At 42.3% G+C, this 21,730-nt stretch carries 17 protein-coding genes and 1 pseudogene; 8 read left to right on the top strand and 10 right to left on the bottom strand.

Annotated features, from left to right (window positions below; translation table 11 throughout):
* Nucleotides 1–106 precede the first annotated feature (106 nt).
* On the top strand, nt 107–2,551 hold the full coding sequence (locus G7Y45_RS10420) for a PAS domain-containing hybrid sensor histidine kinase/response regulator (RefSeq protein ID WP_165015363.1): 2,445 nt from the start codon (nt 107–109) through the stop codon (nt 2,549–2,551).
* A gap of 25 nt (nt 2,552–2,576) precedes the next feature.
* On the opposite strand, the gene G7Y45_RS10415 is transcribed toward G7Y45_RS10420, so the two are convergent.
* Nucleotides 2,577–3,278, bottom strand: a complete 702-nt coding sequence (locus tag G7Y45_RS10415; protein ID WP_005809098.1) for a lipoate--protein ligase family protein — start codon at nt 3,276–3,278, stop codon at nt 2,577–2,579.
* Complete coding sequence (gene lpdA, locus G7Y45_RS10410) at nt 3,278–4,627, bottom strand: dihydrolipoyl dehydrogenase (RefSeq protein WP_165015360.1); 1,350 nt, start codon at nt 4,625–4,627, stop codon at nt 3,278–3,280. The genes G7Y45_RS10415 and lpdA overlap by 1 nt, the downstream gene beginning before the upstream one ends.
* Before the next feature lie 214 nt (nt 4,628–4,841).
* On the opposite strand from lpdA, the gene G7Y45_RS10405 reads away from it, so the two are divergent.
* A complete protein-coding gene (locus G7Y45_RS10405) occupies nt 4,842–5,378 on the top strand; it encodes a hypothetical protein (RefSeq protein ID WP_233481130.1) in 537 nt (178 codons plus the stop codon).
* A gap of 216 nt (nt 5,379–5,594) precedes the next feature.
* The gene (locus tag G7Y45_RS10400; RefSeq protein ID WP_005809105.1) at nt 5,595–5,801 is read left to right on the top strand and encodes a hypothetical protein; all 207 of its coding nucleotides are present in this window, start codon (nt 5,595–5,597) and stop codon (nt 5,799–5,801) included.
* A gap of 158 nt (nt 5,802–5,959) precedes the next feature.
* Here the strand turns inward: G7Y45_RS10400 and G7Y45_RS10395 are convergent, their stop codons facing one another.
* Nucleotides 5,960–7,549: a hypothetical protein gene (locus tag G7Y45_RS10395; RefSeq protein ID WP_241158974.1), complete on the bottom strand. Its 1,590-nt coding sequence runs from the start codon at nt 7,547–7,549 to the stop codon at nt 5,960–5,962.
* 25 nt (nt 7,550–7,574) lie between these two features.
* Entirely contained in the window at nt 7,575–9,230 is a 1,656-nt protein-coding gene (locus tag G7Y45_RS10390; RefSeq protein ID WP_005809109.1) for a hypothetical protein, read from the bottom strand.
* Nucleotides 9,231–9,681: 451 nt separating this feature from the next.
* Between G7Y45_RS10390 and G7Y45_RS10385 the strand changes: the two genes are divergently transcribed.
* A complete protein-coding gene (locus tag G7Y45_RS10385; protein WP_032539800.1) occupies nt 9,682–10,944 on the top strand; it encodes an amidohydrolase family protein in 1,263 nt (420 codons plus the stop codon).
* Between the two features lie 109 nt (nt 10,945–11,053).
* Here G7Y45_RS10385 and arsM read toward each other — a convergent pair whose 3' ends face one another.
* The 5 genes from arsM to G7Y45_RS10360 all read right to left on the bottom strand — a co-directional run bounded on the left by arsM (nt 11,054) and on the right by G7Y45_RS10360 (nt 16,151).
* Nucleotides 11,054–11,884, bottom strand: coding sequence for an arsenite methyltransferase (gene arsM / locus G7Y45_RS10380; protein ID WP_005809113.1), 831 nt, complete (start codon nt 11,882–11,884; stop codon nt 11,054–11,056).
* Between the two features lie 116 nt (nt 11,885–12,000).
* On the bottom strand, nt 12,001–12,327 hold the full coding sequence (locus tag G7Y45_RS10375) for a helix-turn-helix transcriptional regulator (protein ID WP_005776397.1): 327 nt from the start codon (nt 12,325–12,327) through the stop codon (nt 12,001–12,003).
* Nucleotides 12,328–12,538: 211 nt separating this feature from the next.
* On the bottom strand, nt 12,539–13,063 hold the full coding sequence (locus tag G7Y45_RS10370) for a biotin/lipoyl-containing protein (protein ID WP_005809115.1): 525 nt from the start codon (nt 13,061–13,063) through the stop codon (nt 12,539–12,541).
* 13 nt (nt 13,064–13,076) lie between these two features.
* Nucleotides 13,077–14,588, bottom strand: coding sequence for an acetyl-CoA carboxylase biotin carboxylase subunit (gene accC / locus G7Y45_RS10365; RefSeq protein WP_005786450.1), 1,512 nt, complete (start codon nt 14,586–14,588; stop codon nt 13,077–13,079).
* 18 nt (nt 14,589–14,606) lie between these two features.
* Entirely contained in the window at nt 14,607–16,151 is a 1,545-nt protein-coding gene (locus tag G7Y45_RS10360; protein ID WP_005776394.1) for an acyl-CoA carboxylase subunit beta, read from the bottom strand.
* Between the two features lie 267 nt (nt 16,152–16,418).
* Here G7Y45_RS10360 and G7Y45_RS10355 point away from each other — a divergent pair, with 267 nt between their 5' ends.
* Nucleotides 16,419–17,006: a DUF3575 domain-containing protein gene (locus G7Y45_RS10355; RefSeq protein ID WP_032531925.1), complete on the top strand. Its 588-nt coding sequence runs from the start codon at nt 16,419–16,421 to the stop codon at nt 17,004–17,006.
* Between the two features lie 54 nt (nt 17,007–17,060).
* On the top strand, nt 17,061–18,509 hold the full coding sequence (locus tag G7Y45_RS10350; RefSeq protein ID WP_005809119.1) for a DUF3868 domain-containing protein: 1,449 nt from the start codon (nt 17,061–17,063) through the stop codon (nt 18,507–18,509).
* A gap of 230 nt (nt 18,510–18,739) precedes the next feature.
* On the opposite strand, the pseudogene G7Y45_RS10345 reads toward G7Y45_RS10350, so the two are convergent.
* Nucleotides 18,740–19,078, bottom strand: a pseudogene (locus tag G7Y45_RS10345) (transposase); the annotation flags it as partial.
* Between the two features lie 265 nt (nt 19,079–19,343).
* Here G7Y45_RS10345 and G7Y45_RS10340 point away from each other — a divergent pair.
* A complete protein-coding gene (locus tag G7Y45_RS10340) occupies nt 19,344–21,551 on the top strand; it encodes a TonB-dependent siderophore receptor (protein WP_165015357.1) in 2,208 nt (735 codons plus the stop codon).
* Nucleotides 21,548–21,709, top strand: coding sequence for a cysteine peptidase family C39 domain-containing protein (locus tag G7Y45_RS10335; RefSeq protein ID WP_005809124.1), 162 nt, complete (start codon nt 21,548–21,550; stop codon nt 21,707–21,709). Before G7Y45_RS10340 ends, G7Y45_RS10335 begins: the two co-directional genes overlap by 4 nt.
* Nucleotides 21,710–21,730 lie beyond the last annotated feature (21 nt).

Here is a 21,730-nt window from a genome sequence, read left to right as displayed (position 1 = left end):
CTGCTCAAAAAAGCGTTTCCAAGATACTGCTTTAATGAAAAATTACGTATTTTTGTATACTTGTTTTTAAACTGTAACGTTTTTCACTAAAATCAGTAACAAGGATATGACATATTTATTAACTCTTCTGCTTCTCCTGACATCTTGTGCCGTCATTATCTTATCAGTCATTCTGATCCGGATGTCAAGGCACCGACGAAGTACGGCAAACGCACTGCAAGATGCTTACGAAACACTAAAACTGCAAAACCTACGTACCGAAGCGATTTTAGGTGATCTTCCTGTTGGTGTAGAAGTATATTCCAAAGAAGGAGTTCTGATAGGATTGAATGAACGTAGTTGCAAAATCTTCGGAGTAACCGATAAAAAAGAGTTACTTGGCTCCATACCAATCATGAAAAACCCCGTCATTCCACTGGCTGTGAAAGAAGCTTTTCAGCACCAGAAGAAAATACAAATAGACTTTCCTTATGATTTCTCTATCGTGAATAATACAGGTTTCTACAACACTAACCGCAGTAATGAAATAAAACGTATCAGCTGTAACGGTACACCGGTATTCGACTCTTATGGTAAAATGCAGAATTACGTTTTTATCATGAATGACATTACCAAAGAGTATGAACAAGCAAAGCAACTGGAAGAAAGCATCCGGCTATCTCATGAAGCTATACAGGCTTCAAACCTGGTACTCTGGCGATATGACAACCGGAGTCGTTTGTTTTCATCCTATAACGATCCGGTGACCAATTATAACAATGATACATTGATGCCAACCGAAGAATATATTAGCGCAATGCATCATCTCGAAGACCTTGCCAATGTCCGCGAATATATCAATGCAATGGATGAAGGAAAGGATTTTTCTTATGAGATCCCCATACGGGTGAAAACAGCATACGATCCCGACTGGCAGGACTGTATCATAAGCGGTACTCCCTTTCTGAAAGATGAAAATGGAAAAGTATTGGTTTATACCGGCTTCCGTCGTAACATCTCGTCATGGAAAAAACTGAATGACGCGCTCCTGAAAGCCAATCAACAGAACGAACTGATACTCAATAACAGTAATTCCGGTCTGGTTTATATCTCAACTGACCATATAGTACAATGGACTAACCTGGGCACCTGCTCCACCAGCATCTCAAACGAAGCTTATAAGAAAGGAACATTCTGCTATCAATCCACATACGGTCGCAATACTCCCTGCGAAGATTGTGTAATGCAAAAAGCAATACTTTCCCGGCAAACAGAACGACATGTCCTCAATTTGAATAACCGGCTGATAGAATCCTATGCTACACCTATTTTTAACAGCCATGATAAGGTAGAAGGTGTAGTGCTCCGGCTTAACGATGTTTCGGAACGCGAACGCCTGATCTCAGAACTAAGTGAAGCCAAAGAACGTGCAGAACAATCGGACAAATTAAAATCGGCATTCCTGGCAAATATCAGCCACGAAATACGGACACCGCTCAATGCCATAGTCGGCTTCTCAAGCTTGCTGATGAATACTGAAAGTCAAGAAGAAAAAATGGAATTTAACCGGATTATCACTACAAATACGGACTTGCTGTTGCGCTTGATTAACGACATACTTGACTTATCGAAAATTGAAGCCGGATTTGTAGACCGGAAGATAGATAAACTCGACTTGGCAATCTACTTCAATGAGCTATATCACTCGGCACAACAACGAATGACAAATCCGGACGTGAAACTAATCTGCGAAAATCCATACGAACACTGTATCGTACAATTAGATAGCAAACGAATGGCACAAGTGGTGCTGAATTACACGACGAATGCAATCAAATATACTCCCAAAGGAACTATCCGCATGGGATATGAACGTTGTGACGGAGGGCTCCGCTTCTATGTGTCAGATACAGGTATTGGCATTTCGGAAGAGAATAAACCCCGTGTGTATCACCGCTTTGAGAAATTAGACGAATTTGCACAAGGTACAGGATTAGGTCTTTCTATTTGTAAGGCAATTACCGAAGCCTGTGGTGGACGATTAGGTTTTGAGACAAAAGAAGGTGTAGGATCTACTTTCTGGTCATGGATTCCATGTGAGTTCTGCGAACCTGACACAAAAGAGACTGACATTATCGAAGTTTCGGACTCCGACTCTTCATCCAGAGCTATACAGAAACCATCAGCCGGATTCAATGATCTGACAGATCCCCAGCCAAAGAAAATATTAGTAGCTGAAGATATCGATAGCAACTACCGGCTGATAACCGCCTTATTAAAACACACCAACTATAGCCTCCATCGGGCAATGGACGGAATCGAAGCTGTAGAAAAAGCAAAGGCAGAACAGTTTGACCTAATATTAATGGATATGAAAATGCCACATCTCGATGGGCTGGAAGCTACACGAAGGATAAGAAGAACAAATGAAAGCCTACCCATTATCGCCTTAACAGCACATGCATTCAACTCGGACAAAGAAGCAGCACTTGAAGCCGGTTGTAACGCATATATCGTAAAACCGGTAAACAAGGAACTTCTGCTAAAGACTTTACACGAATATCTTGATTAACATCATATTGCAGGCCATCCTATGATTATTCATCAAGTGCATTGTATTTGTTCCTACGCAACTCTTTAATGACTGTTTGTTCTGCCTTGTTGAATCCCTCGGAGACCGATGTCTCTGCAAAATATCTGAAAATCCAATTCCGGAACCTATCTGTAGGTATAGCCGGATAAAAATACTCTTTCAGATTCGTCACCTCACTACGGACCGAACGTACAGAAGGATGTAATCTGATATTTTCCTCTGACGGGGCTACGGCAAGCAGTGTATTCAGCAGTTTCAAATCCGTATCATACAGCAATGTGCAATGATACATCGCACGATTGCGATGTACGCATTGCGCACTGCCCGAAACCTTTCGCCCACCGACATAAATACCCAACCGTTCATCACCCGTCGCTGCCACTCCGGCAGCACTCAGCATTGTAATCGTTTTCTCCAGATAAGTCTCAAAACGTGCCAGGCGGGTAGTCTCAATAAATGTAAGATTGATATTACCCAGATCGTGATATACTGCGCCACCACCGGAAAAACGGCGGAATACAGGGATCTGTTTTTCACCTGCTACCGTTAAATTTACTTCCGCTTCCATCCGTTGATGCTTACCGATAATTATGGAAGGAGCACTTTGCCAAAGCATGAATACATCTTCCGTACCCTGTTTCAGCAAATACTCCTCAGCAGCCAAGTTAAAACCAGCATCCGTTGAAAGACTGTTGATGAAACGCATCAGGCAAACAGTGTTTCGTGATAAATCTCACCGACTGTCGGGTGTGGGAAAACACTCTTTCTGAATTCATCGACCATATAGCCCCGTTGGATAGCAATGCCCGCCACGACAATAATTTCCGAAGCCGGATTACCCAGCATGTGACAACCGATAATTCGATCATTATGATCGATAATCAGTTTGCAGAGTCCGTTACCTAATTCATTCTCGGCAACAAAACGTCCCGAATAAGCCATTGGGAGCTTCTGTATCCGATAGTAAATACCCTTAGCCATCAATTCTTCCTCTGTTTTACCAACGCCGGCAAGTTCAGGATTAGTATAAACCACACCGGGAACACAATTATAATTCATTGAATCATCTATACCCAAAATATGGTTAACAGCCACCTCTGCCTCACGGATAGCGGTATGTGCCAACAGTGAATAACCGGTAATATCACCACAAGCATATACACGTGGATGAGAGGTCAACATATGTTCATCCACTACTACACCGTTCCGGTGTAATTCGATATTCAGTTTATCCAATCCTACCTGAGTGATATTAGCTTTCCGACCTACACTTACCAATATCCGGTCGGCTTCAATAAACGAGCTTTTTCCATCCTTCTCCACTGTCACCCCTTTATCACTCACTTCTGTTACTTTTGTATTCAAATAGAAGTTTATACCTTTCTTTGTATAGTCTCCACGCAACATGGCACTCGTTTCTTTATCCATTGCCCCGAGAATTTCCGGCATCATCTCGATAACCCGTACCCTGACGCCCATACTGTTAAAGAATGAGGCAAATTCCATTCCGATTACTCCCCCACCGATAATGGCAAGTGAAGAGGGAAGAACGGTACTGTCCAATGCTTCACGCGAAGTCCAGTAATCTATATCCGAAAGCCCCTTTATAGGAGGAATCACTGTATCCGATCCTGTACAAACCATCAGATAGGTCGCCTCGTAAACATCTCCGTCACAATGGATGCGGAAGCCATTTTCACCCTCACCTTCTATCACCGCTTCTTTATCTATAATGGTCACTCCGTAAGAGTTCACCGTCATTCTTACCCCACCCGTCAGTTTCTGTACCGTCTTATTTTTCCGGTTAATCATTTTTTCCATATCAAATGTGGGAGCACTATCTACAGAGACACCATATTTCGGGGCACTCTTGATGCTATCAAGTATCTTGGCAGAATAGAGTAATGCCTTCGTAGGAATACATCCCTCATTGAGACACACGCCACCCATTGCTTTTTTCTCAAACAAAACGGCACGTAATCCGTTTGCTCCTGCCCGCTCGGCAGCGGTATATCCAGCGGGTCCCCCGCCAATGATAGCTATATCATATTTCATAATCGTATAATTTTTAAGTTATTCCTACTATTAACAACAAAAAAGGATAGAGCTTAGTTTTAAGTTGATCCCGTATCTTTCATATGAAGAAAGAGAACAAAAGTAACAAGTCGCTTTTTTACCATAAACATAAGAAGGAAATATGTACTTTTGCAGCATCCATTAAAAATGGTCATAACATTATCATTAATAAAAAGAAGAAATGACACTGTTGATGTTAATCATAATCCTTTTAGTATTATTGCTGGGGCTCTATGCTTACTTGGGCGGATTCTCCGAGATTAAAGTAAGTACCCAAAAGTCCGGTGGAGAAACTATTGTCTACCAAGAAGTAACAGGCGACTATAAACAGACTAAAGCAATAACCAACAAGATCTATTATTACTTGTTGCACAAACTTAAAATAGAAGCCAACAGAGGCATAGGTATCTTTTATGATAATCCGAAAGAAATAGCCAAGGATAAGCTACGTTCGGAAATCGGTTGCATCATTGAGTCTAAAGACACTAACCGTTTGTCTATCAACGAATGCATGTACAAAACAAAAGTTCTACCGTCAGAAGACTATGCAACAGCTGAACTTCCGCTCAAAAACGGGCTTTCCATATTTATTGGTTTTATCAAAGTATATCCTGCGCTGGATAAATATATATCAGAACAGGGTAAAAAGAAGGGTTCGGTCACCGAAATTTATGATATTCCAAATAGAAAAATTATTTATAGGCAAGCCCTGTTGAAATGCGATCAATAAGTGATGGCAGACCACAGAAAAATCTTTGGCAGACCACCAAAGAATAGGAATATCTCTTCTCAAAATAATTAGATAGAAGTAGTTTTACTAAATCTGCTATTCATATTTGCAGAGAGCTGAGATTTAAAGAGCTTGTTGAATGTCATCCGATTTATAGGCATACAGATAAAAACAATTATAAAATAACATTTTATCAAAGAATCCATTTTTAGTAATATGAAGAAATTACTCTGTCCCCAGTGCAAAATCGCTGGTATGTACGTAAAAAACAGCCAAGGAGAGCGGTTATTAGTATACATCACCCAAAATGGAACAGTAGTCCCCAAATATCCGGAAGCCTCAACTGAGGGATTCGACTTTACGGAAGTATATTGCTTGGGGTGTTCCTGGCATGGCTCACCCAAGCAATTAACAAAGATTTAAAAAAGCAACATTTACAGACAATGTCGCCACCTCCTTTCCGGGGAGATGGCGACCGACTGAAACATTTCACTTCTCATCTGAATAAGGTATATAAGGGCTACACATATCCGTATTGTAACAGAGATTTCGCATAACTTTTTCCGTATTAATTAGATGTTTCAATTGTCCCACTGCCCGAAATCAATCCAAACCATCTTCGACATTTTGAGATCCGTTTTAGCCGAATCGTGTCCATAGCGAATACCACAGTTATAATGCACATAAGTCTTTTGCAAATTGATAGCATCGGTAATGGCAACAGAAACAACTCCGGGTTGCGCATCAGCTTCCAGAGAATAAATACACTGCTGCCGATGGAGCTTCATACTATTGTTGATGTGAGCCAGATAATTCTGGCGAAGAGTCCAGCCCCCCCATGTTACATAATTGGGAGTCATTGCCTGCGCAGCATCAATCCACCGCAACCCCTCGCTCGTTTCGTAAACAAAGGCTTCTGCTCTATCATAAAACTCTCCGGGAATAAACTGCCAGAGTTTACTGTATAGCCCATTGCCATATTGTCCTTTACAAGAGTAATCCATCGACAATGTTTTATAAGATATTTCAGTAGACGATTCCTTGCCAAACGATACTTTGAAAGCCTTCCAAGGTTTTTCTTCCAGTTCAGCAGGTGATACGGATACAGATACTTTCCAAAAAGAATTCTCTGTATAGTTGGTTCCATGATTCACCGTTTGCGGCTGATAACTGATTTCCCGGAAAATACCCCCATCCGAATGGACAGTGATCTCACTGGAGGCTTCCCGCATCAGGTTCCAGATGTAAGCATAGACATTGGCTCCTTTGGGCGTTGTATAGTCTTTGATATTAGCAGTGAAACCATTTCCCGCGTCGTTCGTTATACTCAATATACAATTGTTGTTCTTACTGTATATCTGGAAGTTATAGGCATCTATCGCCCAGGAGTTATCTATAATCACATCGGGTGCTGCCCCCTCTTTCATCTTATAAGGAACCGCCTGCATGGAATAGTTCATATCCCCCTGAGCATAACCGTAGATACGGTTATAAATTTCTATCCGCTTCAAAGCCTCCTTATCTGCCATTTGTGCATTATATGCAGGATCCGGATCGGTACCTTTGGGCAAAATATCCGCAGAACGGGTCAACAGTTGCTGGTTGAAAGAGGCCGCTCCCTTACCAATCATATTGTTTTTGGCATATGGATCGGCAGAAGGAAAGATTCGGTAATGCTGCACATTATCATAATTAATGGCATAATAACCCGGCTCCATATAAACTCCTATTAATGAAAGCATTTCGTTCTTTTGTTCCGGAGTATCCTGAGTGGCAATAACATAGAAATCTCTCTTATAGAACTTCAGCATACGGAACAGAGAGACCGGATATTTACCAGAAACAACATCTTTGATATTCAGGATAACCGTCACATAGATATCCGGATTCTTGATATCGGCATCGAGTTCTGTCTCAGGATTTGTCATCTTATCATAGTCCACAATTGTCTTTTTCCCTATTTCCCAGGAAGTGGGAATGTTGTTGAACAAACGGGAAGTAATATCTTTCACTTCCGCATCATCAGTTCCCATGCGTACCAAGACTACATCTTTCTTATCGATCTCATTATCTTCATCAGGCACCGGAACATCATCGATAATATCCCTAACACATGCCCCTAAAAGAATGCTTGAGAACAGAAGTAGCATATATGTCATTTTTGTTTTCATAATAATCTTTTTTTAATGGTTCGTTTTACCAGTTATTATAGTCAATCCACACCGTAGTTGTTTTATGCACATCTACTGTGGCATCATAAGCAGTGCCGGCACTACTTGGCAAAGGATGAATCACTGCGGCTCCCCAACTCGTGAACCAGGCTCCTCCACGCTGTAACACCATTCCGTCAGTTATTTCAATGGCTACAACACCTGCCGACGCACCGGTTGTACGGGCAGTAATAGCACACTCCTGATTGTAATTGAGCAAATTCTGGTTAAACTGCAAGTCATTGTTATAATCGCAAAAAACATTATCCGTGCCCGGAGTTCCCGCCACATGGTTGTAGAGAATATCATACCATGCGGGCGAAATCATGGCAACCCCATCGATCATACCATCTGCTTTCATTGCTTTATTCCCCTTGAAAAGGATTTCAGGATACCATTTCCAGCAATAATCCATCTCAGCATCGGTAATCGTACGGGTCACTTCACGGGTCATTTCCGCCAGCTGATAGATGATAGACTTTCCCCAACGATACTCACCCTTTAAAACAGGACTCGCTCCCAAATCAAACCCTACACTCTTTTCATACGCATGTTCAATGGTACTCTCGGTTTGCGGCAGTCCTGGTGCAAAATCAACCAATTTGAGATCTAATTGAGACTGTTCGTCGTCACGGATATTAATCTTTGTATAAGCATTATTCCGTAATCCCCATATCAGTGCCCAGAGTTCATACATGGGTGGATTATTCAAAGATACCAATGAATTATCGAGCCTGTTAGAAAATCCGTTGCCACCCGAACTGTAAACAGCAAGCATATTATCTCCATTGGTTGGCGCATAAATACGTAAATTATAAGCGTCAATAGTCCATTCTCTGTCAACCATCCCATCATACCTTTTATCTTCCCTTGGAGCATAATTCCTTGTTTCAGCAGTATAAGGTAACAGCGTTTCATATCCAGTCATATGATACTTGTAATCACTGGTATAAACATAGAACCGGTTACTGATATAAATTTTCTTCATAGCATGCAAAGCCCGTTCGGTAACTTCAGGGGCAGAAGGATCATCCGTTGGGCCGGGAGAAGAAAGCATACTACGGGTATGGGGGTTAAGACCATTCGTGCCACAGAGTTTCTTCAAAGCGTCCGGATCATTTGTGTCATAATAAGCATAACGCTGCTCGCGCGGGAAGCTAACTTTATAATACCCTTTATCTACATAAAGTCCGAAAAGTTTCAGCATCTGTTCCTTCAAATCTTCCTCCTTACCATCTTTGGCAATTAAAATCACTCCCTGACGATTGTGACGGATATCCTGTATCATTTCAAAATTATAAGTACCTGCTAAAAAGTCAGCGACATTGCCTACAATTGTCAGGTCGTTCAATGTATCTTTTGCCATAGATTCCAACGTTGCCAGCTTATCTGTACCGGGTAGATCATTAAAAGATATCATCTTGTCGTAATGGTTCACGGTTTGCAGTCGAACTGCAACTTTCTTTGTTTCCGCACTCGTTCCATTGAGCCAGATTAAGTAGTTTCCCGGACGGGAAGCTACATCGACATCATCCATATTCATAACGGTTGCAGCCGATAAATCCTCTGCACTGATCGGTTCGTCCGTATCGCAGGAGTAGAATGCAAGCAAAACAAATAGAAAAATGAATAAAGTTTTCATATCCATATGTGTTTAATAGTGAGACAATATGCCACATTTACCGGCTGAAATGTGACGGGTTCAATTACTTCGTCTATAAAAAGAGAACGTACAGCAAAAAGAATAGGTTCAAATCAACAGTAATTAAGGTTAATATACAGTCTATCAAAAAGAAGTAATCTATGCATGAAAGTACTGTAAATAGTACAATGTGGAAAGTCATTAGAACTTTCTAATTAGGTCATTTTAATTATTCCGGACAAGAAAAATATTCTATTTTAATAATGACAAGACATAAAACAGCATATAGAGTAATCAAAATCATCAGACAGAAGGGCACTCCATATTTAGTAAAGTTTTTTAGAATACAAACGCAGTATTTCCCGGTTAACGAAGTTTATCATCCCGGTAAGTAAACCAATACCTTCCCTCACGGGTTATACCACCAGTATTCACCCATTCACGATGTATCATGGATAAAAGTATTTTAATCAATAACGTTCAAATATTCGATGGCAGCCACGAGCAGACTATCCGGGGAAATGTACTGATAGAAAACAGCCGGATTAAAGCCATTTCAGAAACTCCGATCCCTACAGACGGAATTAGTAATCCCACTATCATAGACGGAAAGGGAAAATTCCTGATGCCCGGACTAATCGATGCACACTGGCATGCTTATATGTCATGCAATACAATGATGGATCTGCTGACTGCTGACACCGCTTATACACAATTCAAAGCCGGACAGGAAGCAGAGGCCACGCTACTACGCGGATTTACGACCATCAGGGATGCCGGTGGTCCGGTCTTCGGACTAAAACGGGCCATTGATGAAGGTATTCTTTCCGGACCACGTATCTATCCAAGCGGTTCCCTTATCTCTCAGACAGGAGGACATGGAGATTTCAGAGCGGTGTATGACGAACCGCGTCCATTCGATTGTTGCGGATTAACGCATACGGAAGAGATAGGTGCTGCCATTATTGCCGATGGAGTGGATGCCGTAACTGTTGCCGCACGCAACAATCTCCGCTTGGGAGCCAGCCAGATCAAGTTGATGACAGGCGGCGGAGTTGCTTCTCTATACGATCGGTTGGAAGACACACAGTTTTTTGAAGAAGAAATTCATGCTGCTGTCAAAGCGGCAGAAGATGCGGGAACCTATGTAATGGTGCATGTCTATGTGCCCAGAGCTATTCAACGAGCTATCCATGCGGGAGTAAAAAGTATTGAGCACGGACATCTGATTGATGAGGCGACTATGGAACTGATTGCGAAAAAAGAGATATGGCTCAGTATGCAGCCTTTCACTTTGGGAGATAATCAGTTCCCTACGAAAGAACAGCAGGAGAAACATGCTTTAGTAGTTCAGGGTACAGACCAGACATATCAACTGGCAAAGAAATATAAGGTCAAGTTGGCATGGGGAACAGATTTACTATTCAATCCGGCCAATACGAAAAACCAGAACCAAGGTATCCTCAAATTACAGAAATGGTTCAGCAATTTTGAAATTCTTAAAATGGTGACACATGATAATGCGGAGTTACTGGCCTTATCCGGTGCAAGAAACCCCTATCCAGGAAAGTTAGGCAGTATAGAAGAAGGAGCCTGGGCCGATTTAATCCTGGTGGATGGAGATGTACTGAAAGACATTACACTACTGGGCGATCCGGAAAGAAATTTCGCAATGATTATGAAGGGAGGAACAATATACAAGAATAAAATTTAATCTCACGTAGAAAAGCCCGACTCCCCTCCAAATAAAATTCCGGTTAACGCAGAATCAGCGATAACCGGAATTATATCCATTTAAACGGAAAGAATTAAGAATCCGCATATTACACAGATCGTTTTTCTCCCGTTACTGTAATTGAGTAAATCCCGACATTTCCGGATTTATACTTTCGGATCGTGTCTTCATCCAGATGTTCATATAACACTTCATCAGGAATAAGAACCGTTTTAGTCCTCGCAATACGAATATCCACAAAGTCGGCCTTTTCTATCTCCTGCAAATAATCTTCCTTTTGAATAGCACTTGCGATGCACCCTGCATACATCGCCGCATTATCAGTAAACTTTTTGGGGAATGTTCCATTAAGTACAACATCGGATATACAGAAATGTCCGCCAGGCTTCAGCACACGATAAATCTCTTTGAAAATAATATTCTTTTCAGGAAGCAGATTAAGTACACAGTTGCTCACAACGACGTCTGCCGTATTATCCAGTAAAGGCATATTCTCTATATCACCTTCTAAGAACTCCACATTGGCATATCCCCGTTTAAGTGCGTTGTTACGTGCTTTTGTTATCATTTGAGGGGAAAAGTCAATACCAATGACCTTACCGCTTTCACCTACTTCCGCACGGGCAATAAAGCAATCATTCCCTGCTCCCGAACCTAAATCAACCACTGTATCACCTTCACTGATATTGGCATATTGTGTAGGTAATCCGCAGCCGACCCCTAAATCCGCATCAGGTTCATAACCTTTCAAATTTGTATAGTCCTCACTCATTATGGTAAATACTTTTTTTGAAGCAGCCAAGGGGTTTCTACCGCAACAGCAACCTTTCAGCTCTTCTGCATTCAGAGCGAGCTCACTATAACGTTGTTTCACTAACTCCTTTAAATCTTGATTGTTTTTTATCTGATTCTTTTCCATCTTGTTCTCATTTTTAATCATACTATAATCTTCCGTATCCGATACTCTTCATTAAAATCGTATTGCAAGAATATCTGTTCGTAAATACACGAACAGATTTCATAAAAAAAATCCCTTTACCCACAACATGATGTCCCGGTACAGGTGCAATCGTTTAAAAACTCTACGAATAACAACCGGGCAAACTCCCAGTTCTCACGGTTGATGCAATACCGAACTTTAGGCGCTTCTATTTCTCCCTGAATCAATCCTGCATCTTTCAGTTCTTTTAAATGCTGTGAGACGGTTGCCTTGGCAATAGGCAACTCTTCATGGATATCCCCGAAATAACAACTATCCTGTTTCGCTAAGAAACTAAGGATAGCAATCCTCGCCGGATGTCCCATAGCCTTGGCAAAGCGGGCAAGCTGCTCCTGCTTTTCTGTGTACTGCTTTGTTTTCACTTTATCATTCTCCCATTGTTTATTGTTCGCAAAACTACGAACAGATTCTGAATTGACAAAACGAAGCAAGTTCTTTTTAGGAATGATTAAGAATATCTTATACCGGTCTCCAAAAGCTAACTATATCTATTTCAATGAAAGATAACAATACACATAAAAAGAGCTCTGAAATAAAAACTTCCAGAGCCCCTACCTCTTAAATACCTGTTTGTTACTCAACCACCATGATGCGGTCATTTAATCCCACTTTCGTATTTTCTTCCACAAAAATCTCTTTCACCACCCCATCAGCCACCGAACGAATTTCATTCTCCATCTTCATGGCGACCAACACACATAGCGGATCACCCTTCTTCACTTCGTCTCCTTTCTTCACATAAGTTTTCAGGATAACACCCGGCATAGGAGCCACAACCACCTGACGTCCTACGACATCTGCTCCGTTACGGGCATTATGAATCTTTTCCAACTCCCCTTTCAGTTCAATCTGATAAAGTTCCCCCTTATTCATAATGGTATAGGAGGAATGGGAAGTCGGAGATATCTGTACTCCGTGCGAATGATGATTGATGATGATGGAATAGATAGAATCACCTCCTACATTATAGTCCACATCATATACTTTTCCGTTGACCGCCACTTTCTTCACAGGCCCGTCTTCCAGTATCTCCACTTTATATTCACTGTCGGGCACATCCTGTATCTTGGCATAATAGGTTGCTAATATTGTTGTCATAATCATTCTGAGTTTAATAGTTATTGGCAGTCATCTGCAACTTGCCGTAATATTTCCAAAGCGAATCTCCTACTACCGGAAGCGTAGTGGCGCGTGAAGCAGCCTCTTTTTCTTCTTCATAGTGCTTCAGCGCAGCAGCAATCACCGCTACAGTCGGATCGGTATTCTGTCTGCGCTTCAGGTCTTCCTTGTCGAAACGGGTGTCGATGAAAGTAGTATCGTATTCTCCTTTCAGGAAAGCCGCATTCTTCAACACACGCTGGTGGAAAGGAATCGTAGTCTTGATACCTAAAATCTTGTATTCTCGCAGTGCACGGGCCATATTCGAAATGGCAGAATCACGGTTACGCCCCCAACAACAAAGTTTGGCAATCATCGGGTCGTAATGTAGAGAAACCTCAAAGCCGGCGTAGGCAGCACTGTCCAAACGAACATTACGCCCTTCGGGAGCCTCACGGACAGTAATCACCCCGGGTGAAGGCATAAAGTTATTTTCAGGATCTTCGGCATAGATGCGGCATTCGATGGCAGCACCCCGAAATTCGACATCTTCCTGCCGGTAAGGGAGGCGGTTGCCCGCAGCCACCAAAATCATGTCTCGCACTAAATCCACTCCCGTACATTCTTCCGTCACCGGATGCTCTACCTGCAGACGGGTGTTCATCTCCAGAAAATAAAAGTTCTGGTCTTTGTCCATCATAAACTCCAGCGTTCCGGCACTGTAATAGTTGATTCGTTTGCAGGCTTCCACTGCCACCTTCAGCATTTTAGCTCGTGTTTCGGGCTTCACAAAAGGAGAAGGCGACTCTTCGATCACTTTCTGGTTACGCCGTTGAATGGAACATTCACGTTCGTACAGATGAATCACATTGCCATATTTATCGCCCAGTATCTGCACCTCAATATGATGCGGATTCTCGATATATTTTTCAATATAAACGGCATCGTTGCCAAATGAAGTTCCGGCTTCGGATTGCGAAAGGCGAAGTGCGGTTTCCATCTCCTCTTCACTGCGTACCAGACGCATACCTTTCCCACCACCTCCGGCAAGTGCTTTCAGCATGATGGGATAGCCTACTTCGGCAGCCACCTTTTTGGCTTCGGCAATGCCTTTCACCGGATCTTCCGTGCCCGGTACGATCGGTAAACCAGCTTCACGCATAATCCGGCGGGCCTCAGTCTTAATACCCATTCGGGCAATAATATCGGCACTCGGACCAATAAAGATAACCCCTTCTTCCTCACAACGACGGGCGAAGTCCGCATTCTCAGACAGAAAGCCATATCCCGGATGAATGGCAGCTCCCGTCTTTTTAGCAATCTGCAGAATCTTCTCCGGCTTCAGATAAGAGGTATCTTCCGGCGAATCGGAGATACAATAAGCCTCTTCGGCATAACGTACATGCAAGGCACCACGGTCTACGCGGGTATAAATAGCCACCGTAGCAATATTCATCACCCGACAGGTACGGAAAATACGCATGGCAATCTCGCCACGGTTCGCAACTAATATCTTTTTTATCATACGATGTTCTCCTCTGCTTTAAAGTGGAAGGTTTGAATGTTTCTTCGGCGGATTAGACTGCCGCTTATTAGCGAGCATCTCAAAACTGCGTATCAGGCGCATACGTGTAATGGCAGGGTCGATAACCTCGTCTACATAGCCCAATTCGGCAGCCCGGTACGGATTGGCAAATTTACTGCGATAATCATCCTGTAGCTCTTTTCTTTTCGCCTCGGCATCTGCGGCTTTGTCAATCTCTTTGCGGAACAGAATATTCACCGCACCGTCCGGCCCCATTACGGCAATCTCGGCAGTAGGGTATGCCAGATTCACATCTCCCCTGATATGCTTGGAACTCATTACATCATAAGCACCGCCATAAGCTTTACGGGTAATGACAGTCACTTTAGGTACAGTGGCTTCGCAATAAGCATAAAGCAGTTTAGCACCGTTACGGATAATGCCGCCATACTCCTGATCCACACCCGGAAGGAACCCCGGCACATCGACCAGCGTGAGCAACGGAATATTGAACGCATCGCAGAAACGCACAAAACGTGCCGCTTTGATAGAAGCATTGATATCGAGTGTTCCGGCCAATGCCAACGGCTGATTGGCCACCACTCCTATCGTTTTCCCGTTCAGGCGGATATAGCCGATAACGATGTTACGGGCAAATTCTTCCTGCAATTCAAAGAAACTATTATCATCCGCCACGGCACGGATCATCTCTTTTATATCGTATGGCTGATTGGGGTTGGTAGGCACGAGTTCCGATAGTTCGGGCGTAAGCCGCGTCGGAGAATCGGTGGTAGCCACAAACGGAGGTTCCTCCATATTATTGCCGGGCAGATAAGAAATCAGTTCACGGATGTAATTGATACATTCAATATCATTTTCGGCAGAAAGATGCGCCACCCCCGACTTCATGGTATGGACATCCGCCCCTCCCAGATCTTCTTTGCTGACCTCCTCCTGCGTAACACTTTTTACCACATCGGGACCGGTAATAAACATATAACCGGAGTTTTTCACCATCAGGATAAAATCGGTCAATGCAGGCGAATAGACTGCCCCGCCCGCACACGGGCCCATGATGGCACTGATCTGCGGAATGACACCCGAGGCTAAAGAATTGCGTAGGAATATCTCCGCATAACCGGCCAACGAACGGACTCCTTCCTGAATGCGGGCTCCTCCGGAATCGTTCAGTCCGATGATGGGTGCCCCCATCTGCATAGCCATATCCATCACTTTACAAATCTTCTTGGCATACGTTTCGGACAGTGCACCGCCAAAAACGGTAAAGTCCTGGGCAAAAACATAGACAAGCCGTTTGCCGATCATTCCGTATCCGGTCACAACCCCGTCACCGGAAATCTTCTGTTTCTCCATACCGAAATCGGTACAACGGTGGGTTACCAGTTTATCGAGTTCAATAAATGACCCTTTCTCCAGAAGCAGGTCGATGCGTTCACGTGCCGTCAGCTTTCCGACAGAATGCTGTTTCTCGATGCGGGCGTCTCCGCCACCTTTTTCAGCTTGCCTGTTCAGTTCTTCCAGGCGATTGATAAGCTCTTTCATAGGCTATTATTTTAAAGTATATGTAAAGTTAGCATGTAAAAAAGAGAATAGATGTAATCCAAATTACAATTGCTTGTTTATTTTCATCCTCTTTCCCGGAGAAAATGAAAAGTTTGGAATCCCGACTTTATTAGGATAACAATTATTTGCTTAAAAATGTTAGCGTGCATGTCCTATAACATTATTTTGAGTATGAGTCAACAAACTTCCCCTCTCAGACGTTTAATCTCGCAAATAGTTTATGTAAAAACCTAGACCAAAATGAAAATGAGAACAATCAAACTTTTTTTAGCAGCATGCTTCCTGCTTGTGTTTGCCACAGGCATACATGCACAAGAGCAGGGAACAAAAACTTATCTGCCCAAGTTTGCCATCAAAACCAACGCCCTCTACTGGGCTACCAGTACTCCGAACCTGGGATTTGAGGTGGCTTTGGCGAAAAAACTTACCCTTGACGTATCGGGCAACTACAATCCCTGGAAATTCTCCAAAAACAGACAAATCAAGCACTGGCTGGTACAACCCGAACTCCGTTACTGGCTTTGCGAACGTTTCAACGGTAGCTTTTTCGGCCTGCACGGCCATTACGCCGATGTCAACATGAGCAATCTCGACATCTTTGGATTGGGCAACTACCGCTATGACGGTAAGATATACGGTGCAGGTATCTCTTATGGTTACCACTGGATACTCAAGAATCGCTGGAGTATGGAAGCTACCATCGGTGCAGGATATGCCCGCCTGAACTACGATAAATATGCGTGTGGCAAATGTGGTGAAAAGCTGGGACATAACAACAAGAACTATTTCGGCCCGACGAAAATAGGACTCAGCATTATTTATACCATCAAGTAAATCCCCACACACATTCTCCGGAACCAATTATAAAAAACTAAATCAATAGTAACAATGAAAAGAAAAATCATATATTTCCTCTTGGCCCTCGCAGTTGTTATGCCGGCCAGTGCCCAGAAATTCTTTAAAGATGCCATCAGTCTATCCGATGTTTCGCTGTGGCAACAAGGCAATTCGCTTTATGTAGACATGCAGGTCGATATGAAGAATCTAACGGTCAGTCCCGAACGTATGCTCACACTTACTCCGCTCCTGACAGACGGACAGCACAACGTAGCGCTGGAAGAGATCATCATTAACGGTAAACGCCGTCAGAAAGCTTACTTACGCGGATTAGCCATCAGCCGCGAACTGCCTGCCGGTATCGTGGTACCTTATAATAAAAGAGAAGTACTCAACTATGCCCAAGTGATCCCTTATGAACCCTGGATGGCAAATGCCTCACTGAATCTGGTTGAAAACCTCTGCGGATGCGGCAATAACGAAGAGATGCTTGCACAGGAACTGATCACCAACGATGTCTCTACCGAAGCCAAACGCCTGAGCGCCATGGTACCGGTGGTTGCTTATATTCAGCCTACTGTAGAAGTTGTGAAAAACCGTAGCGAGCAGTATGAGGCCCACCTCGATTTCCCTGTAAGCAAAGCTGTTATCCAGCCGGAATTCATGAATAACCACAAAGAACTGATGAACATTCATGCTATGTTTGACAAGATTCAGAATGACAAGAACCTGACAGTAACAGGAATCAGTATCGAAGGATTCGCTTCACCGGAGGGTCCGTTGAAATTCAACGAACAACTGTCGCAGAAACGTGCCGAAGCTCTGAAGAATTATCTGACTACCAACGAAAAAGTTCCCGGCAAACTTTACAAAGTAACTTTTGGTGGTGAAAACTGGGACGGATTGGTACAAGCATTGGAAAAATCGTCAATGAAGGATAAAGATAAATTTATCGGTATCATCAAGAATACGACTGACGATGCACGCCGCAAACAGGAAATCATGCGCGTGGACGGAGGCGTACCCTACCGTACGATGTTGAAAGAGATTTATCCCGGACTCCGCAAAGTGAACTGCAAGATAGACTACACCGTAGCCAACTTCGATGTAGAGCAAGGACGGGTGGTGATAAAAGTCAACCCGAAATACTTGAGTCTGAATGAGATGTATCAGGTGGCCAACAGCTATCCCAAAGGAAGCAACGACTTCGTGAATGTATTCGACATCGCTGTACGTATGTATCCGAACGATGAAGTAGCCAACCTGAATGCCGCCGCCGTATCACTGACCAAGAAAGATCTGGAAAACGCAATCAAGTATATGGATAAAGCCAACCATCAAACAGCAGAATTCATCAACAACGTAGGTGTATACAACTTCCTCAATGGAGATGTACAACGTGCTGTCGCTGCCTTCAACCAAGCTGCCCAGATGGGTAACGAGGCCGCTAAAGCCAACCTGCAGCAGCTGCAACAGATCTTGAATATGAAGAAAAAATAAATCCCCGGCATTGGGGTGTAGCCATCCGATGAAAAGGGTGTAGCTATCCGGACCAAAGGGTGTAGCCTTTCCATGCGGAGGGCTACACCTTTTTATTTAACATGAGTTCGATATAACTTAAGACATAGAAAACTACCTGTCTTTGAAAAAATTAACATCAACTGCAGACTTCTTTTTAAAGAAACAGTAAGCCGCAATGGCAGATTGAATTAGCAATAAAGTTATTATCACCCCATGGAACATTTTCCACGTTCGGCATGCCCTCTAAAAGTTTCATGAATCAGTATGCGTTGATTACAACACACACGAAGTGGGGTGGAATCCACGAAACGGCTGCAAGATATACGGTTTTGGAAAAAATGTACCAGATGTTTGCAAACATATTCCTTGTAATAATGCCTAAAACAACGGAAACCTCCCGAGTGGAATAAGATAAGGATGACCATGATTTCATCATCATTCATACGATTAGGTTTATTCCGGTACTTATGAACCGGAATAAACCTAATCGTATATTTTTCTTGCTATAATGCAAATTTATGGAGGAAATCGCCAACCAAACAATATATTTATGTAACTTTAGCCTCTGAAAATATAGCAGTAATTGTTTTTAATGTTATAATTTAGCACTATAAATTTAATACTTTTATCGCCACGTTACTATTATTCAGAGACATAATTTAATACTTATATCGAACTCACGTCAAACTTAGGATAATGAAAAACACTTTGCTTGTATTATTATATCTTACATTGAGTTTAAATAATGTTTTTTCAAAAGAGATTCAACTCAAAGGTCAAACCGTAGATAGCTTAACGCTTGCTCCTGTTACGATGACGCTTGTAAGCGTTATCGACAACAACAATAAGATGCTGTTTACCGGTATGGTTGAATCGGAAGATGCCTCTTTTGCATTCGATAAGATCAAAATAGATAAAGGCGGTTGTCAGGTTGTAATAAGCAATAACGGATATTTTACTAAAAATATTGTTCTTGATGAACAAGCGATTGAACGGGAAATTGATTTGGGCGTCATCCCTCTGAAAGCGATAGAGCTCAGCATGGAGATGGATCAAGTAACCGTATTGGGTAATTACAGAACCCGGGTATCTGTAGACAAAACTTCCTATATTATCGACAGCCTCAGGTTAAAGAATGTATATACATCTACTGATCTTATGCGTAAGATACCGGAAATTGCTGTAGATGAACTAAGCCGGAAAATAAGAATTATGGGTAAAGAGAATACCCTTGTATTGCTTAATGGCGTGAATACCGGAACTTCGGTAGATATGCGCTCAATCAACTTCAGGGATGTGGAAAAAGTAGAGGTGATTACTTCGCCGTCAAGTGGCACGGAAGTGGAGTATGACGGTATTATTAATATCATACTCAAACCTAAGGCTCAAAAAGGCATTTCGGTTGATGTTGAAGAAACGCTGAAATTAGATTTACGCTCTAACGACACTTATGTGGGAGTAACGTGGGGATCGGACAAAGTGAGACTAAAAATGTCTTATGATAACTATTACCGTGCCAATCCATTCGATATCCAACAACAACGTACCGACCAATTAACGGACGAACTATATGGAAAAATTGGATATTCGGCTAAACCTTTTGAAATGACACATGACATCGGTCTTAATCTCGACTACCAAATAACCCCACGTGACTTTTTCAATATCACCACCAGCACTAAGCAGGTTCGTACTCGTAAAGAGATTGATTATTCAGCCTTCAATATCATTGACGGGAAGCAGTACGATCTTTCGCCGTTTAACACTCGTTTTGCCAATAGGTACTGGATGGGTAACTATACGTTATATTATCGCCATTCGATGAAAAATAAGGCGAAGGATTACTTTTCTATTAATGCCAATTTCGGCTTTATGGATGCGATTGAAGATGTTGATACTAAATATCAGGATGGAACTCAGCCTTTTATGAATCGTGAATTGGGAAATAAATTTTCGACTACGTTACGAGTAGAGTACAATAACGTTTTAAGTGACGTTTTTCATCTCAACACAGGCGTGCAAGGCTATTTTCAGGATTTTAAAGGTTCGCTCAACAATGAGCCGAACGAAAATAACCTGAAGAACTATCGTTGTAACCTATTTGCCGATCTAAACGCCTCTGTTGGCAAGTTTCAATTTAGAGTCGGTGCAAAAGGCGAAGTAAATGCAAACGAGTTTAAGGACAAAGCTTATGGCTCCAGTTCACAGTTTACACTTATGCCAACGGCTGCTGCTATAATGAAAATAAATAATGAAAACGCTCTGAAAGCTGAATTCAAATACCTTACGAACTATCCATCAGCATGGATGATGGCACCGTATGAAATAAAAGATGACGAAAAGACCATATCACGAGGCAACCCCAATCTCAAGCTCCAACAATACAAAGTGTTTGAACTAACATACACTTATAGAACGGATGCCATAACCATCAACACTATACCATACTATCATAAAAGTAATAATCTGATAGTAAACCAAATTTTACACGACAATGAGCTAAACACAATAAGCACATTTACAAACGGAGGTAAGCTTGAGAGAGCGGGTCTGAGAATCAATGGTTCACTCAACTTCCTTGGTGGAGCGATTAGCATTGACCCTGAGCTTAGTGCGGCTTATGAGACTATGGGCTACAATGGCGTTAAGCGAAGTAATTTTCTGTATAAACTCGGCGGAACTGTCATGCTTGCTTTTCCAATGGGATTCGGTTGCGGCACTTACGGATCATATAATAGTAAGACTCTTACTACTACAGGATATATAGCTCCACTTCGTTCAATTAACGCCATCTTCATAATGAAGAATTTTGACAAATTAAATCTCAACGTTTTTGCAGGCTATCAATCCATAGTGGAATCAGCAGAGGTGGTGCATACTATTAGTGATACTTATTCACAAAGAGACTATTTTAAGCGTAATTCAAAAGGTTTCATGCTCCGGATCAATTACTATTTCACGGCAGGTAAATCAAAACGGATGGAGAAGGTAAACACTTATTTCGATAATGATCGTAAATGAGTAAATGTAAAAAGTTTAAGTTTTATTCTCAATATAATGCGATGGATTGTGGCACAGCCTGTCTGGCTATGATCTCGCATTATTATGGCCATAATCTGACACGCGATAAAATTGCCGAATTATGGAATGGCGTATCTATGCTATCGCGCAATCTTTAATATAGTCGCAAGTCTACAATC

Source organism: Bacteroides sp. ZJ-18 (assembly GCF_011038705.2).
GTDB lineage: Bacteria > Bacteroidota > Bacteroidia > Bacteroidales > Bacteroidaceae > Bacteroides > Bacteroides hominis.
The sequence above is the reverse complement of the archived record's forward strand: the minus strand, read 5'-3'. Positions and strand labels throughout refer to the sequence as shown.

What these genes read in the sequence shown, in the direction of transcription:
- G7Y45_RS10420 (WP_165015363.1), top strand. Translation starts at nt 107, where the DNA reads ATGACATATTTATTAACTCTTCTGCTTCTCCTGACATCTTGTGCCGTC.
- G7Y45_RS10415 (WP_005809098.1), bottom strand. Translation starts at nt 3,278, where the DNA reads ATGCGTTTCATCAACAGTCTTTCAACGGATGCTGGTTTTAACTTGGCT.
- lpdA (WP_165015360.1), bottom strand. Translation starts at nt 4,627, where the DNA reads ATGAAATATGATATAGCTATCATTGGCGGGGGACCCGCTGGATATACC.
- G7Y45_RS10405 (WP_233481130.1), top strand. Translation starts at nt 4,842, where the DNA reads ATGTTAATCATAATCCTTTTAGTATTATTGCTGGGGCTCTATGCTTAC.
- G7Y45_RS10400 (WP_005809105.1), top strand. Translation starts at nt 5,595, where the DNA reads ATGAAGAAATTACTCTGTCCCCAGTGCAAAATCGCTGGTATGTACGTA.
- G7Y45_RS10395 (WP_241158974.1), bottom strand. Translation starts at nt 7,549, where the DNA reads ATGAAAACAAAAATGACATATATGCTACTTCTGTTCTCAAGCATTCTT.
- G7Y45_RS10390 (WP_005809109.1), bottom strand. Translation starts at nt 9,230, where the DNA reads ATGAAAACTTTATTCATTTTTCTATTTGTTTTGCTTGCATTCTACTCC.
- G7Y45_RS10385 (WP_032539800.1), top strand. Translation starts at nt 9,682, where the DNA reads ATGGATAAAAGTATTTTAATCAATAACGTTCAAATATTCGATGGCAGC.
- arsM (WP_005809113.1), bottom strand. Translation starts at nt 11,884, where the DNA reads ATGGAAAAGAATCAGATAAAAAACAATCAAGATTTAAAGGAGTTAGTG.
- G7Y45_RS10370 (WP_005809115.1), bottom strand. Translation starts at nt 13,063, where the DNA reads ATGACAACAATATTAGCAACCTATTATGCCAAGATACAGGATGTGCCC.
- accC (WP_005786450.1), bottom strand. Translation starts at nt 14,588, where the DNA reads ATGATAAAAAAGATATTAGTTGCGAACCGTGGCGAGATTGCCATGCGT.
- G7Y45_RS10360 (WP_005776394.1), bottom strand. Translation starts at nt 16,151, where the DNA reads ATGAAAGAGCTTATCAATCGCCTGGAAGAACTGAACAGGCAAGCTGAA.
- G7Y45_RS10355 (WP_032531925.1), top strand. Translation starts at nt 16,419, where the DNA reads ATGAGAACAATCAAACTTTTTTTAGCAGCATGCTTCCTGCTTGTGTTT.
- G7Y45_RS10350 (WP_005809119.1), top strand. Translation starts at nt 17,061, where the DNA reads ATGAAAAGAAAAATCATATATTTCCTCTTGGCCCTCGCAGTTGTTATG.
- G7Y45_RS10340 (WP_165015357.1), top strand. Translation starts at nt 19,344, where the DNA reads ATGACGCTTGTAAGCGTTATCGACAACAACAATAAGATGCTGTTTACC.
- G7Y45_RS10335 (WP_005809124.1), top strand. Translation starts at nt 21,548, where the DNA reads ATGAGTAAATGTAAAAAGTTTAAGTTTTATTCTCAATATAATGCGATG.